This is a genomic window from Halobaculum saliterrae (genome assembly GCF_009831625.1).
GTDB classification, from domain to species: Archaea; Halobacteriota; Halobacteria; order Halobacteriales; family Haloferacaceae; genus Halobaculum; species Halobaculum saliterrae.
Genome location: NZ_WUUS01000011.1, coordinates 60,213 through 74,914 on the forward strand (window position 1 = coordinate 60,213; position 14,702 = coordinate 74,914).

Genomic DNA, 14,702 nt, shown 5'->3' on the forward strand with positions numbered 1-14,702 from the left:
CGTCGCCGGTCAGGTGTTCACGTTCTCGATCCGCTGACCGACGATGACCCGTCCCTTGGCGGTGAGTTTCGTCCCCTCGTCGGTGTCGACGAGCAGTCCCTCGTCGATGAGGCCGTTGAGGAGCATGGTGAGCCGCTGGGGCTCGATGTCGACCACCTTCGACAGCGAGACGCTCGGCCCCGCCGAGTAGGCGGCGACGAGCACCTCCGTCTCCTCCTCGCCCAGTTCGACGTCCTCCAGTTCCTCCTTCACGTCGGCGTAGCGCAGGCGGATGTACCGCCCGAGGATGTTCGTGAGCCGCCCGGAGCTCATGCCGACCTGCGAGGTGACGGCGGTGCCGTCGTCGATGTGCCGGAACGAGATGACGGGGCGTGTGCCGTCGCCGAGGTCGCGTTGGGCGCGCTCGACGGAGACCACGGCGCGCAGGTCGACCGTGAACGGTTCGGGACAGCCCTCGAACGAGAGCGCGCCCTGGGTCACGTCGAGGCGGGCCTTGTGGACGTCGGTCTCGACGACGCGCCCGCCGACCTTCGCCGGGTGGCGAACGAGCGCCTTCGTCCCGTTGAGCAGCACCTTGAACAGCACCGTCGCGAAGCGGTCGATGTTGGTGTCGTTCCCCTCGATGGCGGCGACGCCGCGGCGGTCGTCCGTCCGGTAGGCGACGGTGACCGTGTCGTTGAAGTAGCCGGCCATCTCCGGCGGCACCTGCCCCACCTTCACGTCGAACACCGACGACAGGGGGATCGTCTCCTTGTAGTCGTCGGCCGCGAGCACGAGCCGTCGCTGGCTCAGCAGGATCCGTCCCGTCGGCGGATCGCCCTCGATCCCGGGCGCGAAGAACCGACCGACGAAGTCGGCGACGACCGTCTCGCTCATACCGGATGACAGAGACGGAGTCGACTTGACGGTTTCGCACCCGTGTTCAGCGACGAAAACCGGAGCATGTCGAGCCCGCGCGGTTCCCGACGGCGGTCGGGGGTTCGGCCGCGACGCCGTCGGATCAGTCGTCCACGACGCCGAGGAGCCGCTCGATCCGGTCGGCCTCGCTCATCGCGAGCGTGCCCGCGAACGACATGACGAGCACGTAGCCGACGGCGAACGCTGGGATCACCCGGGCGATCGTCGGGTCCGGCGAGGTCGCCGCCAGCGCGGCGATGATGAGCGAGAACTCCCCGCGCGGCACCAGCGCGAGCCCGGTCCGAAGCGAGCGACGCGGCGAGAGCTCGTACAGCCGCCCGGCGACCCCGCCGCTGATCACCTTCGCGGGACCCGACACCGCCGCCGCCACGAGCACGAACGCGGCCACGCCCGCGACGGCGACGGGGTCGGTGTTGAGGCCGACCCACGCGAAGAACACGACCGCGAACGCGTCCCGCAGCGGCGCGATCCGGTCGGCGACGCGGTCGTGCAGCGGGGTGGCGCCGACGCCGACGCCGACGAAGAAGCCCGCCACCGCCTCGCTGGCGCCGACCGACAGCGCCAGCCCGGAGATCACGAGCGCGACCGCGAGCGTCCGGACGACGAGGTCCTCGTCGTTCGTGCCCAGAGCGGGGGCGAGCCGCGGAGCGAGGTACTGGGCGGCGACCGCCAGCGCGATCAGGAAGCCCAACGCGACCGCGATCCGGGGGAGCGCGTCGACCGGTGAACCGCCGGCGACGAGCGCGACCGCCAGCGCGAGGTAGACGGCGATGACGAGGTCCTCGGCGACGAGGGTCCCGAGCACCGGCTCCGCCTCCGGGTCCGCGATCCACCCGAGGTCGACCAGCGACTTGGTGATCACCGCCGACGATGAGATGTAGACGATGCCGCCGACGAGGAACGCCCCGAGCGGTCCGAGCCCGAACAGCAGGCCGAGGGCGACGCCGACGGGGAAGTTCACGAACAGGTCGACGGCGGCGGCCGCCGAGAGCTTCCTTCGGGCGGCGATGAGCCGGTCGATGCTGAACTCCAGTCCGAGGAAGAACAGGAGGAGGACGACGCCGACCTCCGCGAGCGTGAGCACCTCCGCGGGCGCTATCGACGGGAGCCCGGCGGCGCCGGCGACGTGCGGGCCGACGAGCACCCCGCCGAGGACGTACAGCGGCACCGTCGGGATCCCGACGCGTCGGCCCGCGGCCGCGACGAGCATGGCGGCGGAAAGCAGGACGCCCAGCGCGAGCAGACCGTGGAGCCCGCCGTCGGCCGCGGCCGCTTCCGCCGCCATCAGATCCCGTCACCGCGGTCGGCGTCGACGTCGACGCCGCCGTCCGCGTCACCCATGTCGATGAACAGCTCGTTGAACGTGTCCACCTCCTCGCGCGAGCCGATGACGACGACGGTGTCGCCGGCGCGAACGCCCGCCCCGGGATCGGGGTTGGGCGTCACCTCGTCGCCGTGTTCGACCGCGATGATCGACACGCCGGCCCGCCGTCGGACGTCCGCCTCCTTGATCGTCTCGCCGGCCAGTTCGGAGCCCTCCGGGACCTCGTACCACTCGATGAGCGCGTTGCCGCCGAGGACGGTCTCGATGTTCTCGGTCGCGACCGGCTGGAAGTACGCCCCCTCGAGCACGGTGCCGACGGTTCGCGCGAGCCCGTCGGAGAGCTCGAACAGCTTCTCGGCGTCGCTGTCGGCGTTCTTTCGGCGGTACACCTCCCGCTTTCCGGTGTTGTGAGTGACGACGACGAGCCGCTCGTCCCCGTGGAGTTCGATCTCGTGTTTCTTCCCGACCCCCGGAAGGTCGGACTCGTAGACCGTCATACGTGGGTGGTGCGGGCGGTCGGCGCATAAACACGGCGGCGGGTGGACGGCGGCGGACGGACCGTGGACGGCGCCGACCCCGGAACCCGACGTCCAGAGTCGCCGATGACGAACGACTTACCAGCCGCCCCGACGCAGGCCCTCGCATGAGCCACTTCCCGGAGTTCGAGGTGATCCCCGCCGTCGACATGCAGGAGGGCGAGGTCGTCCAACTGGTGCAGGGCGAGCGCGGCACGGCCACCCGCTACGGCGACCCCGTCGAGGCCGCACGACGCTGGGTCGACGAGGGCGCCCGGACGCTCCACCTCGTCGACCTCGACGGCGCCTTCGAGGGCGAGCGCGTCAACGCCGACGCCGTCGACGCCGTCCTCGACGCGGTGGACGTGCCCGTCCAGCTCGGCGGCGGGATCCGCACAGCAGATGGTGCGATCGACCTCCTCGACCGCGGCGTCGACCGCGTCATCCTCGGCACCGCCGCCGTAGAGAACCCCGACATCGTCGCCGAGATCTCCGAGGAGCATCCCGGGAGCGTGATGGTGAGTCTCGACGCGAGGGACGGGGAGGTCGTCGTTTCCGGGTGGACGGAGGGAACCGGTCTCGACCCGGCCGAAGCCGCCGGCCGCTACGAGGACCTCGGCGCGGGCGCGATCCTGTTCACCGACGTGGACGTGGAGGGACAGTTGGAGGGGATCAACCGCGAGCAGGTCGAGCGCGTCGTCGACGCCGTGGACATCCCGGTCGTCGCTTCCGGTGGCGTGACGACGCTCGATGACGTTCGTGCGGTACGCGAGGCCGGCGCCGCGGCCGTCGTCGTCGGCACCGCGCTGTACGAGGGGCGGTTCACCCTCGCCGAGTCCCAGTCGGCCTGAGACGACGGCTCAGTTCCCCAGTCGTCTCGATATCCACGTGACCGCCAGCACCGTCGCGACCGCCATCAGCACCAGCCCGACCACGAGTCCCGCGTCCGTCGCCGACGAGAGCGAGACGGAACCGCCGGCGAACGCGATCGCCGCCGGGAGTTCCTCGTTCATGTGTGTCTTTATCACACACAGATCGACTTGAATCCCCGTCGAACGGCCGTCAGACGGCTGTCGGGCGAAGGGGCCAGACGGATGTGGGACAGCACGCGAGGCGCGACGACCGACGAAGCCGGAACCGTCTTGGCCGGCGGCGCCGAGGCCACGGCCATGAGCGACCGCACGGCGGCCGTCAGTCGAGAGACGGCCGAGACGGACATCGACCTCACGCTCGCGATCGACGGCGACGGCGACAGCGAGGCCGACACCGGCGTCGGCTTCCTCGACCACATGCTGACCTCCTTCGCGAAGCACGGGCTGTTCGATCTGACCGTCCGCTGCGACGGCGACACGCACATCGACGACCACCACACCGTCGAGGACGTGGGGATCGCCCTCGGCGAGGCGTTCGCGGAGGCGCTGGGTGACAAGCGGGGCATCCGGCGCTACGCGGACCGACGCGTACCGCTCGACGAGGCGGTCGCCGGCGTCGTCGTCGACGTGAGCGGCCGGCCGTACTTCGACTTCTCGGGCGGGTTCTCGCAGGCGGCGGTGGGCGAGCTGACCAGCGACATGGCCCGGCACTTCGCGTACTCGCTGGCGATGAACGCCGGCCTGACGCTGCACGCCGAGGTCGAGACCGGCGTCAACGCCCACCACGAGGTGGAGGCGCTGTTCAAGGCGCTCGCGCGGGCGCTGGACGACGCGACCCGCCTCGACGAACGCCGAAGCGACACGCCGAGCACCAAGGGCGACCTCTGAGTCGGAGCGGGATCGTACCCGAGGGACCCGCTATCCCTTCGACAACTGTCCGTCGTCCTCGACGAGGACCCCGCGCTCGATCGCGTAGTCGAAGATCTCCCGTACCTCCTCGTCCTCGAGGTCGTAGGCGCCGGCCGCGAACTCCGCCACCTCCGCGCGGTCGACGGGGAACTCGCGGTTGTTGAGGAATCGCATCACCGTCCGAAACTCCGCCGGTTCCTCATCGGCGTCAGTCCCTGTCGCGTCCGGGTCGTCCTCCCTCGTCGCCGCCGCGCCGCCCCGGTCGTCCCCGGGGCCGTCGGTCCGGTCCGCGGCGTCGTCTGTCGCGTCCGCGGCGTCGTCCTCCACCACGGTGTGAGCGCCGTCGGTCTCCCCGTGGTCGTCGTCGGCCGCCGAGAGGTCCAACTCCGCGGGGGACGGGGAATCGTGTCCCGCCGTGTCGATCCCGAACCCCGAGTCCTCTCCGGTCTCGGCGGTCCCCTCGTCGTCCTCGCCGCCCTTGTCGTTCTCGTCGTCGGCCGGCGAACCCTGTCCGGCAGCGTCCGCGGCGAACGAGGAGTCCGTGTTCCCCGCGCCGCCGGCATCGAGGCGGTCGAGGAGGGGGGCCACCACGCCGTCGAGCGTCCGCCGACAGGAGTCACAGAGGACGAGCCGTACCTGTTCGTCCGGGGCGGGATCGAGGCCCTCGGGGAGGACCTCGTAGGCGCCTCCCGCCGTCCCCCCGCAGAAGTCGCAGTCGAGTGCGCGCATGTGCGGAGCGTGGGTGGGGGCCGACAAGGGCGTTGTGGGCGTGGCCGAGCGAAGGGAGGCCACGATGACGAGCGGGGAGTGAAACGACACGCGAGGCGGGCGCGGTCGAACGAAGTGAGACCGCGAAAGCGAACGGCGAGCACGACCTCCGATCGCTCAACACCGAACAGTTATGCCCGCAGGTGGGCGACGATGACCACGAATGTTCGACGAGATCCTGGGGAAGTTCGAGGGGTCGCCGGGACAGCAGGCGGTGGTCAGGCTCCTGCTCGCGCGCGGGTTCTCCGTCAACGAGGAGGGCCGCGTCGTCTCCGGCGGTATCGAGATCCCCGACACCGGGATCGCCCGCGAGGCTGGCGTCGACCGCCGGGTCGTCGACGCGACGACGACCGCGGTCCGCGAGGACGAGGAGCTGCGCCGGATCTTCGCCAACATCACCTCGGTGCCGAGTCTGATGGACCTGGCGCCGGTGCTCGGGCTCACGGTGCTCACCGTCGAGGTCGGCGACCCCGACGCCGCCGGCATCGTCGCCGATATCACGGGACTGCTCGCCGACGCCGGGCTCTCGCTGCGGCAGGTCCTCTCCGACGATCCCGAGTTCGCCGACGAGCCGAAGCTGTACCTCATCACCGACGGGGAACTGCCGGGGGATCTGCTCGTGTCGATCCGTGAGTTGGAGTACGTCCGCAGCGTCGAGTTCTGACGAACCGACGGCGATTTCACCGCGACTCGCCGAGTTGGGTGCATGGACGACCGAACCGCGAGCCTCCTGCGCGTGCTCGGCGTGCAGGCGGCGCTCGTCTCGGCGGCGATCCACCTGATCGAGGGACTCCCGCGGCTGTTCGTCTACCTCCCGCTACTGTCGGTCCGGGACCCTCGCCCCTACCTGTTCGTCCCCTCGGCGCTGTTGCTCGTCGCGCTCGCGACGGTCATCGTCCGCGGATCACACAACCGGCGGCTCTACTCGTTGAGCGCCGGCGTGTTGCTCACCTACTCCGCCGGGTACGTCTGGTGGCACCTCACCGACCACGGCGGTCTCCTCCCGCGCCACGACGTGAGCGACCCGGTCGGCGAGGTCGCCGCGCACCTCGCGAGCGACCCGATCGCGCTGGTCTCGTTCGCCGCACAGGCGCTCGGCGCGGCCGCGTTCCTCGCGCTGTTCGTCGCCGACCCCGGGCTCCCGTCCAACGCGGCTGACGACGGATCGCCGTCGAACGCGGTTGACGACGCCGGGGAGTCGGCGACCACCGCGACGAGAGACGAGTAACCCTTTCACGCGCCGTCGGGACACACCGCCATGACGAGCCCCGAACCGTACCGCACCGTCGCCGAGCGCGCGTCCGCGGAGTTCACGGTGCAGGGATCGCGGTTCATCGGCCACCTCGCTCCCGCCGACACCGTCGACGAGGCGGAGGCGTTCGTCGACGAGGTCGAGGCGGAGTACGACGACGCGACGCACAACGTCCCCGCCTACCGCGTCCCCGCGGGCGGCGGCGCCTCGAAGTCGCCGGGCGAGGTGATGCTCCGGGAGTACTCCAGCGACGACGGCGAGCCGACCGGCTCGGCCGGCAAGCCGGCGCTGAACGTCCTCCAACAGCAGGAGATCCGTAACGTCGTCGCCGTCGTCACGCGCTACTACGGCGGGACGAACCTCGGCGTCGGCGGGCTCGCACGGGCCTACTCCCGCGGGGTGAAGGACGGGCTCGACGCCGCGGGCGTCGTCGAGGAGCGACCACACGAGCACGTTTCGCTCAGGGTCGCGTACGACGACTCCGGTACCGTCAGGAGCGTCCTCGAGTCGACCGGCGTCGAGTTCGACGCCGACTACGACGCCGAGGTGACGTTCGAGGCGCGCGTCCCCGTCGCCGATGCGCCGGAGCTACGCGATCGCCTGCGGTCGGCGACGAGCGGCCGTGTCGGCATCGAGTAGCCGGACCGGACCCGCCGCGACCCGGCCTCGGAAGTCGCCATCCCGTTCCGGGTTCCGAACGTACTTTGCACGCGGCTCCGACCCCGCGGTATGGACCACATTCAGGCGAGCGACTTCCACGACATCGCCAAGCCGAGCGATCCGCGGGTCGCGCCGGACGGCGAGCACGTCGCGTTCGTGCGGAGCGTACCGGACGACGACGAGTCCTACGAGTCGACGGTGTACCTCGCGTCGGCCGACGGCGACGACGACGCCCGACGGCTGACGCTGGAGGAGGGGGCCGACGCGGAGCCCCGGTTCTCGCCGTCCGGAAACCGACTCGCGTTCACCTCGACGCGTGGGAAGGACGACGACACCCAGCAGCTGTGGCTGCTCCCGCTCGACGGCCCCGGCGGCGAGGCCGAACGGGTGACGGACGTGGTCGGCGGCGTCAGTTCGATCGCGTGGAGCCCCGACGGCAGCCGGATCGCGTTCCTCCAGTCGGTCACCGAGGAGGACCGCGAGGAGGAACGGGACATGGCGGTTCCCGAGGAGTACGAGCCGGAGGAGCCGGACCCGCGGGTCATCGACCGGACCGTCTACCGAACCGGCACCAACTACTTCGACGGGAAGCGGCCGCAGGTGTACGTGCTCGACGTGGAGTCGGGCGATCTCACGCGCGTCACCGACGGCGACCACGATCACGCGGGGCCGACGTGGGGTGACGACGAGACGCTGTACTTCACGGCACAGAAGGCCGGCGAGGACCCGGACGACAACTACCAGATCGACATCGTCGCCTACGACACCGAGTCGGGCGAGACCGAGGACATCCACCGGACGACGGGGTGGGGTGCGTCGCTCGCGGCCACGGAGGACCACCGGATCGCCTACACCTACACCGAGGCCGAGCAGGCGAGCATCCAGCCGACGGAACTCCACGTGTACGACCGTGCGGCCGACGAGACGTTCGACCTCACCGCCGATCTCGACCGCGGGCTGGGCTACGAGGCGGCCCCGCAGTGGGGCCCCGACGAGGAGCGCGTGTTCTTCACGACGCCCGACGAGGGCGCGACGAGCCTCTGGTCGGCCCCCGGCGACGTGAACGCCGATCCCGAACGGGAGTACCGCGGCGGCGCCGTCAACGGCGCACACATCGCCGACGGCGTGACGGCGATCACGAAAAGCGAGTGGGACCATCCCGGCGACCTGTTCGTGCTCGACGGCTCCGAGGAGCGCAGACTGACCCGCCTGAACGGCGAGTACCTCGACTCGGTCGCGGTCTCCGAACCGGAGCCGCTCGCGTTCGAGTCCGAACAGGGGCCCGTCGAAGGGTGGGTCCTGACGCCGCCGGAGTTCAACGAGGACGAGACGTACCCGCTCGCCGTGGAGGTTCACGGGGGGCCGCACGCGATGTGGACGACCAGCGGGACGATGTGGCACGAGTTCCAGACGCTCGCGGCCCGCGGCTACGTCGTCTTCTGGTCGAACCCGCGCGGCTCCACCGGCTTCGGCGAGGAGTTCATGCAGGCCATCGAGCGCGACTGGGGCGACGTGACCCTCACCGACGTGATGGCCGGCGTCGAGGAGGTCGCGAGCAGGGAGTACGTCGACGAGACGAACGCTTTCCTCACCGGCGGCTCCTTCGGCGGCTACATGACGTCGTGGACTGTCGGACAGACCGACTACTTCCGCGCGGCCGTCTCCCAGCGCGGCGTGTACGACTTCACCGGGTTCTACGGGTCGACCGACGGCGCGTACAAGCTGGTCGAGGGGGACTACGACACGACGCCGTGGGAGGAGCCGGAGTTCCTCTGGGAGCACTCGCCGGTCGCGTACGCGAACGAGGTGGACACGCCGACGCTGCTGGTCCACTCGGACCAGGACTATCGGACGCCCGATAACACGGCGGAGCTGTACCACCGTATCCTGCGCAAGGCCGGCGTCGACACGCGGCTGGTGCGGTACCCGCGTGAGGGCCACGAACTGTCGCGCTCGGGCGAACCGGCCCACATCGTCGACCGGATCGAGCGCATCGCCCGGTGGTTCGACGGCTACTCGGAGCATCACGACGCCGAGCGCGCGCTCGACCGTCCCGACGACGACGGACTGAGCGCCGGTGCGGACGACGAGGACGAGGAGTAAGCCGAGCCGCACGCTCGCCACGGACGCACGCCCGGGGACTCGTTTTACGTCCGCCGCCCGTCGTCAGCGACGATGAGCGACGCTTCCGACTGCGCGTACTGCGGCTGTGACGTGACCGCCCACGATCCGGTGTACGTCCGCGAGGACGGCTCGGGGACGGAGACGCCGTACTGCAACTACGGGTGCCTGTCGGCGCACATCGAGGAGGAGGGACTCGCGCTCGGGACGACCTGTTCGATCGGGGGGTGACGACCCGCCTCAGTCGACGATGATGTCGTTGTCCTCGTCGATCGTCACGTCCGGTTCCGACCGCATCCGTTCCTCGTAGCGATCGATCCAGTCGGCGAAGCAGCCCGGGCACAGTCGCTGCTCGTCGACCGTCGAGCGATCGACCGAGAGCCGGACCGTCCGGGCGAGCGCGTCCTCCACCGCCGATCCGCACGCGTCACAGGAGTCGGCCATACCTTCGGCTGTGCGAGCCAGCGATTTAGTCGTTGCTTCGATGTGTCGCCGTGGAGGCGGCTCCGGGATGGCGAACAGGCGGCAGGATCGCTTCGTGACGGGGATGCCGCGCACCCGCGAACCCGCCACGGCCCTCGTCAGGTCATGGGGGCGCTGGTTCCGACATCGGATTCGAACGTTCGCGTTCGTCAACTCCACATGTCGGGCGCCGACGCGTCCGCCTCGCGGGCGGTTCGCCACTCGTGCTCGGGGGTCCAGTCGAACAGCTCGGCCGCCTTCGCCGTCGACAGCGCGGACTCCTCTCCAGCGAGGCGACACTCGTCGGGGAGGCCGCCGAATTGCTCCTCGACCGCCTCGGCGGTCGGCCGGCCGAGGTAGTTGTCGGCGGCGGCCGCGTGAACCGCCTCGTGGCCGGCGGGCGGGTCGGCGACCGCGCGGGCGACGAGCGAGGCCACGTCCCGCACGTCAACGTAGGACCAGCAGTTCCCCGCGCCGTCGGCGAGGGCGTCGAGATCGCGGCAGGCGTACTCGCCGGGGTACTGGATCCACGACGGCCGGATCGAGGTGACGGGGACGCCGTGGCGGCGGCGGACCATGTCCGCGATCTCCTCGGCGACGACCTTCCCGGTTCCGTACGGGTCCTCGGGGCGCATCGGGTGATCCTCCGTGATCGGGAGTTCCTCCGGGAGCGGCGTCTCCTCGGCGAACGCGAGGCCGTAGGCGCTCTCGCTGGACGCCTGCACGACGGCCGCGTCCGCGCGGCCGGCGGCGACGAGAACGTTGTACGCGCCGGCGACGTTGTCCTGAAAGACGCGACTCCCCGCGTGGCGCGTCGGCGACGGGTGCGAGCCCCAGTGGACGACCGCGTCGGGGTCGACCTCGCCGACGAGGTCGAACGTCTCGCCCGCGTCGGTGAGGTCGGCGGTGCGGAAGTCGACGTTCGCGCGGGGAGTCACCTCGTAGCCGGGGTGGTCGAGGTCGACGCAGACGACCTCGTGGTCGTCGGCGAGCCGGTCCACGATCCGACGACCCGAGCGGCCGAGGCCGCCGGTGACGATGACTGTCGAGCCCATACGCTCCGGTGGGGCCGTCGCGTCAAAAACGGGGTCGGTTCCTCGGATCGAGGCCGGTCGCTCGGGCGACTCCGTGTCCGAGTGGGGGAGGTTCCGGTTACGCGATCTTCCCGTACTGGTCGGCGAGCTTCTCGGCCGCCTCGTCCATGAGGTCGACCTCGTAGTCGTCCAGGTCCCACTCGACGACCTCCTCGACGCCGTCGGAACCGAGCTTCACGGGGACGCCGAAGGCGGTGTCCTCGTGGCCGAACTCGCCGTCCAGCGCGATCGAGCCGGGGAGCACCTCGCCGGTGTCGCGGACGACGGCCTCGACCATGTGGGCGACGCCGGTCGCCGGACCCCACTCAGTCGCGCCCTTGCGCGAGATGACGTCCATCGCCGACTCCTGCAGGTCGCCGAGGATCTCCTCCTTCTCGTCGGCGGTGAACTCGGGGTCGGTCCCGTCGACGCGGACCTTCGAGAACACGGGCACCTGTGCGTCGCCGTGCTCGCCGAGGATCGTCGCCTCGACGTTCGTCACCGGCGCGTCGAAGCGCTCGGAGAGGACGTACCGGAAGCGCGCGGAGTCGAGGCGGCCGCCGAAGCCGATCACCTTCTCCCGGGCGCGCTCGCCGCTCTCGTACAGGTGACGGTTGAGCAGGTCCACGGGGTTCGACGTGGTGATCGAGACGAAGTCGTCGTTGTACTCGCGCAGCGACTCGCCGATGTCTTCCATGATGGGCGCGTTGTCGCCCGCCAGATCGATCCGAGTCTGGCCCTCCTTTCGCGGGATGCCCGCGGTGATGACGACGACGTCGGACCCCTCGGTGGCCTCGTAGCCGCCCTGCCGGATCCGCGTGTTGGAGTCGTACGCGACTCCGTGGTTGGTGTCGGCCGCCTGGCCGATCGTCGTCTCCTCCATGTCCGGAATGTCGACGAACACGAGTTCGTCCGCGATGTCCCGGAGCGCGATGTTGTAGCCCGCTGCGGCGCCCACGGTTCCCGCCGCGCCGATCACGCTGACTTTCGTCATATCACGTACACAGCCGACCGAGTCGCCGGTAAACGTTTCGAAACCGACGATCTCGGCGGCGAACGACGTAGGGCGGATCGACGATCGACGAAATCACGGCCCCGCGAGCCCGGGATCCACGCGACACTCGGACACGAGACGCGCGAGCCAACGGGATTATGAGCGCCCGCACAGCTACCTTCGACAACGATGGCCATCGAGGACCGAGGGGACGCACACCTCATCACGCACGCGCTGGCGAAGGACACCCTCTCGCGGCTGCGCGACGTGGAGACGGAACAGGTCGCGTTCCGGAAGGGTCTGGTGAAGCTGGGCCGTATCTGCGGCTACGAGATCATCGACGGCGCGATGGAGACGGAGTTCGTCTCGATCGAGACGCCGATGGCCGAGACGACCGGCGAGCGCGTGAAGGGGCTCGACAACGTCGTTATCATCAACGTGCTCCGCGCCGCGACGCCGTTCGTCGAGGGGCTGTTGAAGGCGTTCCCGCGAGCCAAACAGGGCGTCATCTCCGCCGGTCGCAACGAGGAGGCCGGAATGGCCGAGGACGGCACCTTCCCCATCGAGATCGACTACACGAAGCTTCCCGACATCACCGAGGAGGACACCGTCATCGTCGCCGACCCGATGCTCGCGACCGGGTCGACGATGTGTACCGTCCTCGATCACGTGCTCGGGGACAACCCCGAGCCGGAGGACCTGTTCGTCCTCTCTGCGGTCTCCGCCCCCGACGGGCTCACCCGCGTCGCCGAGGCGGTTCCCGAGGCCGATCTCCTCACCGTCGCCATCGACGACGAGCTCAACGACGAGGGGTTCATCGTCCCCGGCCTCGGCGACGCAGGCGACCGCGCGTTCCGGACGCAGTAGCGTCGACTCCGGGACCCGGCGACAACGGAGCTCGTCCGGCCGAACCTTCTTGTACGAAACCGGGACCATCACGTCGCGTGACGTAGCGGCAGGCGTCGGGGAACGGGGCGGGTGCGTGATCCACCCTCGACGTGACGACGCGGGATCACCTGTCAGCCACGAAGCGAACGGCGATACGGACACGAGGTCACAGCCGAGCCTTCAGCGCCCGCGCCGTCTTCTCGCCGACGCCAGGTACGTCGAGGAGATCGGATTCGCTGGCCGCGCGGACGTTCTCGACGGAACCGAACCGGCGGAGCAGTCGTCGCCGCGTCTCGGGACCGATCCCGGATACCTCGTCGAGGACGGTCGAGACGTCGTCCCGCAGCGTCTGATGGTACTGGACCGCGAACCGGTGGGCCTCGTCGCGCACGCGTTGGAGAAGGTGGAGGTGCGGAGCGTCGTCGTCCCAGCGGAGTACTCCGTCGGGAGTGATGACCAGTTCCTCCTCCTTGGCGAGCGCCACCACCGGAACCGACCAGCCGACCTCGGCGAGGGCGTCGCGGGCGGCACCCAGTTGTCCGTCGCCGCCGTCGACGAGCAACAGATCCGGATCGGGGCGGTCGTCGTCACCCTCGATCGCGCGTTCGGCGCGCCACCGCACCAACTCGCGCATGTTGGCGTAGTCGTCGTTGCGGTCGGTGAGCTTCTTCCGCCGGTAGTCCGCAGTCCGGGCGTTCCCGCCGACGAAGCATACGTCCGAGCCGACGACGTGTTTCCCCTGCGCGTGACTCACGTCGAACCCCTCGATTCGCTCGGGCCGGTCGATCCCGAGGGCGTTCGCGAGCGCGGACAGCTCGTCCCGTCGGGTCGGACCGCTGCGGGCGTTCTTCAGCGCGAGGTCGACGAGCTTCGCCTCTCGGCCCGCACCGGGGACGCGGACGGCGACGCCCTCGGCCTCCAGCCACGCGAGCACGTCCTCGTCGGCCGGACGTTCCGAGAGCAGGATCGCGTCCGGGAGCTCCCGCTCGGCGTAGTACTGCACGAGGAACGCCGACAACACCTCCGCGATCCGGTCCTCCGCGTCCGGGGCGTCCAGCGAGTGGCGGGACCGATCGACGAGTTGACCGCGCTCGCTGTGCAGGCGGGCGACGACCGCCGAGTCGCCCTCGACGGCCGCGCCGAGCACGTCGACCGCGCGCTCGTCGGAGCGGTCGGCGACGGCCTCCTCGCCCTCGCCGTGGAACGCCTCGACGACGTCGAGGCGATCACGGAGGTTCGCCGCACGTTCGAACTCCCGCGACTGTGCGGCCGCCTCCATCTCCCGGCGCAGTGGGTCGGCGAGCGCGCCGGTCTCCCCTTCGAAGAAGCGGACCGCGGACTCGACGTCCTCGCGGTAGGACGCCTCGTCTATCTCCCCGGTGCACGGGGCGGAACACAGTCCCATCTCGTAGTCGAGACAGGGTCGATCGCGGCCCCGGTACTTGTGGTCCGAGCAGCCGCGCAACCCGTACGTCTCGCGGATCGCCTTGATCACCGTGTCGACGCGACCCTTGTCCGTGAACGGGCCGAAGACGGTCGCCGCCTCGTCTGGGTCGCGCGTCGCCTCGATCCGCGGAATCGGGTGGTCGGTGAGTTGGACCAACGGGTACGACTTGTCGTCCTTGAGACGGACGTTGAAGCGCGGGTTGAGTCGCTTGATCAGGTTCGCCTCCAGCAGCAGCGCCTGCGTCTCCGTGTCGGTGACCGCGAAATCGATCGCGTCCGCCCGGTCGACCATCCGTCGGACCCGAGCGGACCGCGGGTCCGCGTACGACGGCACCCGGTCGCGAAGGTCGACCGCCTTCCCGACGTAGAGAACGGTGTCGCCGTCGAGGAACTGGTAGATCCCCGGCTCACGGGGGATGTTCGCCGCACGCTCGCGAACGGCGCTCGCGTCCATCGTGGGTAACTGGGGCTCCGCGCGTTTGAGGCTGACGCGTCCGTCT

General features: G+C 70.2%; 17 protein-coding genes. 8 read left to right on the plus strand and 9 right to left on the minus strand.

Annotated elements, in window-relative coordinates:
- Positions 1 to 9: 9 nt before the first annotated feature.
- The 3 genes from GRX01_RS16055 to GRX01_RS16065 all read right to left on the minus strand — a co-directional run bounded on the left by GRX01_RS16055 (position 10) and on the right by GRX01_RS16065 (position 2,739).
- Complete coding sequence (locus GRX01_RS16055) at positions 10 to 876, minus strand: CheF family chemotaxis protein (protein ID WP_159669955.1); 867 nt, start codon at positions 874 to 876, stop codon at positions 10 to 12.
- A 124-nt stretch (positions 877 to 1,000) separates the two neighbouring features.
- Positions 1,001 to 2,203, minus strand: a complete 1,203-nt coding sequence (locus GRX01_RS16060; protein ID WP_233741072.1) for a cation:proton antiporter — start codon at positions 2,201 to 2,203, stop codon at positions 1,001 to 1,003.
- Entirely contained in the window at positions 2,203 to 2,739 is a 537-nt protein-coding gene (locus tag GRX01_RS16065) for a cation:proton antiporter regulatory subunit (protein WP_159669958.1), read from the minus strand. The genes GRX01_RS16060 and GRX01_RS16065 overlap by 1 nt, the downstream gene beginning before the upstream one ends.
- Positions 2,740 to 2,885: 146 nt before the next feature.
- Between GRX01_RS16065 and hisA the strand changes: the two genes are divergently transcribed.
- Positions 2,886 to 3,608, plus strand: a complete 723-nt coding sequence (hisA, locus tag GRX01_RS16070) for a 1-(5-phosphoribosyl)-5-[(5-phosphoribosylamino)methylideneamino]imidazole-4-carboxamide isomerase (RefSeq protein WP_159669961.1) — start codon at positions 2,886 to 2,888, stop codon at positions 3,606 to 3,608.
- Between the two features lie 9 nt (positions 3,609 to 3,617).
- Here hisA and GRX01_RS16075 read toward each other — a convergent pair whose 3' ends face one another.
- Positions 3,618 to 3,770 carry a hypothetical protein gene (locus GRX01_RS16075; protein ID WP_159669964.1) on the minus strand — a complete coding sequence of 51 codons (153 nt, stop codon included), beginning with the start codon at positions 3,768 to 3,770 and terminating at the stop codon, positions 3,618 to 3,620.
- Positions 3,771 to 3,926: 156 nt separating this feature from the next.
- On the opposite strand from GRX01_RS16075, the gene hisB reads away from it, so the two are divergent.
- On the plus strand, positions 3,927 to 4,517 hold the full coding sequence (hisB, locus tag GRX01_RS16080; RefSeq protein ID WP_159669967.1) for an imidazoleglycerol-phosphate dehydratase HisB: 591 nt from the start codon (positions 3,927 to 3,929) through the stop codon (positions 4,515 to 4,517).
- Positions 4,518 to 4,547: 30 nt separating this feature from the next.
- Here the strand turns inward: hisB and GRX01_RS16085 are convergent, their stop codons facing one another.
- Positions 4,548 to 5,267, minus strand: coding sequence for a hypothetical protein (locus GRX01_RS16085; protein WP_159669970.1), 720 nt, complete (start codon positions 5,265 to 5,267; stop codon positions 4,548 to 4,550).
- A 202-nt stretch (positions 5,268 to 5,469) separates the two neighbouring features.
- Between GRX01_RS16085 and GRX01_RS16090 the strand changes: the two genes are divergently transcribed.
- The 5 genes from GRX01_RS16090 to GRX01_RS18940 all read left to right on the plus strand — a co-directional run bounded on the left by GRX01_RS16090 (position 5,470) and on the right by GRX01_RS18940 (position 9,570).
- Positions 5,470 to 5,970 (plus strand): amino acid-binding protein, encoded by a 501-nt coding sequence (locus GRX01_RS16090; protein ID WP_159669973.1) that lies wholly within the window; start codon positions 5,470 to 5,472, stop codon positions 5,968 to 5,970.
- A gap of 42 nt (positions 5,971 to 6,012) precedes the next feature.
- Positions 6,013 to 6,534, plus strand: a complete 522-nt coding sequence (locus GRX01_RS16095) for a hypothetical protein (RefSeq protein WP_159669976.1) — start codon at positions 6,013 to 6,015, stop codon at positions 6,532 to 6,534.
- A 30-nt stretch (positions 6,535 to 6,564) separates the two neighbouring features.
- A complete protein-coding gene (locus tag GRX01_RS16100; protein ID WP_159669979.1) occupies positions 6,565 to 7,197 on the plus strand; it encodes an IMPACT family protein in 633 nt (210 codons plus the stop codon).
- A gap of 90 nt (positions 7,198 to 7,287) precedes the next feature.
- Positions 7,288 to 9,321, plus strand: a complete 2,034-nt coding sequence (locus tag GRX01_RS16105; protein WP_159669982.1) for a S9 family peptidase — start codon at positions 7,288 to 7,290, stop codon at positions 9,319 to 9,321.
- Positions 9,322 to 9,393: 72 nt separating this feature from the next.
- Entirely contained in the window at positions 9,394 to 9,570 is a 177-nt protein-coding gene (locus tag GRX01_RS18940) for a hypothetical protein (protein ID WP_201289624.1), read from the plus strand.
- Between the two features lie 9 nt (positions 9,571 to 9,579).
- On the opposite strand, the gene GRX01_RS16110 is transcribed toward GRX01_RS18940, so the two are convergent.
- From GRX01_RS16110 to mdh, 3 genes are all read right to left on the minus strand, one after another.
- On the minus strand, positions 9,580 to 9,783 hold the full coding sequence (locus GRX01_RS16110) for a DUF7569 family protein (RefSeq protein WP_159669985.1): 204 nt from the start codon (positions 9,781 to 9,783) through the stop codon (positions 9,580 to 9,582).
- Positions 9,784 to 9,971: 188 nt separating this feature from the next.
- On the minus strand, positions 9,972 to 10,856 hold the full coding sequence (locus GRX01_RS16115) for an NAD-dependent epimerase/dehydratase family protein (protein WP_159669988.1): 885 nt from the start codon (positions 10,854 to 10,856) through the stop codon (positions 9,972 to 9,974).
- A 97-nt stretch (positions 10,857 to 10,953) separates the two neighbouring features.
- Positions 10,954 to 11,868, minus strand: a complete 915-nt coding sequence (gene mdh / locus GRX01_RS16120) for a malate dehydrogenase (protein ID WP_159669991.1) — start codon at positions 11,866 to 11,868, stop codon at positions 10,954 to 10,956.
- A 189-nt stretch (positions 11,869 to 12,057) separates the two neighbouring features.
- On the opposite strand from mdh, the gene upp reads away from it, so the two are divergent.
- Entirely contained in the window at positions 12,058 to 12,735 is a 678-nt protein-coding gene (gene upp, locus GRX01_RS16125) for a uracil phosphoribosyltransferase (protein ID WP_159669994.1), read from the plus strand.
- Positions 12,736 to 12,922: 187 nt separating this feature from the next.
- Here upp and GRX01_RS16130 read toward each other — a convergent pair whose 3' ends face one another.
- Positions 12,923 to 14,656 carry an excinuclease ABC subunit C gene (locus GRX01_RS16130; protein ID WP_159669997.1) on the minus strand — a complete coding sequence of 578 codons (1,734 nt, stop codon included), beginning with the start codon at positions 14,654 to 14,656 and terminating at the stop codon, positions 12,923 to 12,925.
- Positions 14,657 to 14,702 lie beyond the last annotated feature (46 nt).

Excerpts from the sequence above, each read along its gene's own strand:
- GRX01_RS16055 (WP_159669955.1), bottom strand. The coding sequence starts at position 876 with ATGAGCGAGACGGTCGTCGCCGACTTCGTCGGTCGGTTCTTCGCGCCC.
- GRX01_RS16060 (WP_233741072.1), bottom strand. The coding sequence starts at position 2,203 with ATGGCGGCGGAAGCGGCCGCGGCCGACGGCGGGCTCCACGGTCTGCTC.
- GRX01_RS16065 (WP_159669958.1), bottom strand. The coding sequence starts at position 2,739 with ATGACGGTCTACGAGTCCGACCTTCCGGGGGTCGGGAAGAAACACGAG.
- hisA (WP_159669961.1), top strand. The coding sequence starts at position 2,886 with ATGAGCCACTTCCCGGAGTTCGAGGTGATCCCCGCCGTCGACATGCAG.
- GRX01_RS16075 (WP_159669964.1), bottom strand. The coding sequence starts at position 3,770 with ATGAACGAGGAACTCCCGGCGGCGATCGCGTTCGCCGGCGGTTCCGTC.
- hisB (WP_159669967.1), top strand. The coding sequence starts at position 3,927 with ATGAGCGACCGCACGGCGGCCGTCAGTCGAGAGACGGCCGAGACGGAC.
- GRX01_RS16085 (WP_159669970.1), bottom strand. The coding sequence starts at position 5,267 with ATGCGCGCACTCGACTGCGACTTCTGCGGGGGGACGGCGGGAGGCGCC.
- GRX01_RS16090 (WP_159669973.1), top strand. The coding sequence starts at position 5,470 with ATGTTCGACGAGATCCTGGGGAAGTTCGAGGGGTCGCCGGGACAGCAG.
- GRX01_RS16095 (WP_159669976.1), top strand. The coding sequence starts at position 6,013 with ATGGACGACCGAACCGCGAGCCTCCTGCGCGTGCTCGGCGTGCAGGCG.
- GRX01_RS16100 (WP_159669979.1), top strand. The coding sequence starts at position 6,565 with ATGACGAGCCCCGAACCGTACCGCACCGTCGCCGAGCGCGCGTCCGCG.
- GRX01_RS16105 (WP_159669982.1), top strand. The coding sequence starts at position 7,288 with ATGGACCACATTCAGGCGAGCGACTTCCACGACATCGCCAAGCCGAGC.
- GRX01_RS18940 (WP_201289624.1), top strand. The coding sequence starts at position 9,394 with ATGAGCGACGCTTCCGACTGCGCGTACTGCGGCTGTGACGTGACCGCC.
- GRX01_RS16110 (WP_159669985.1), bottom strand. The coding sequence starts at position 9,783 with ATGGCCGACTCCTGTGACGCGTGCGGATCGGCGGTGGAGGACGCGCTC.
- GRX01_RS16115 (WP_159669988.1), bottom strand. The coding sequence starts at position 10,856 with ATGGGCTCGACAGTCATCGTCACCGGCGGCCTCGGCCGCTCGGGTCGT.
- mdh (WP_159669991.1), bottom strand. The coding sequence starts at position 11,868 with ATGACGAAAGTCAGCGTGATCGGCGCGGCGGGAACCGTGGGCGCCGCA.
- upp (WP_159669994.1), top strand. The coding sequence starts at position 12,058 with ATGGCCATCGAGGACCGAGGGGACGCACACCTCATCACGCACGCGCTG.
- GRX01_RS16130 (WP_159669997.1), bottom strand. The coding sequence starts at position 14,656 with ATGGACGCGAGCGCCGTTCGCGAGCGTGCGGCGAACATCCCCCGTGAG.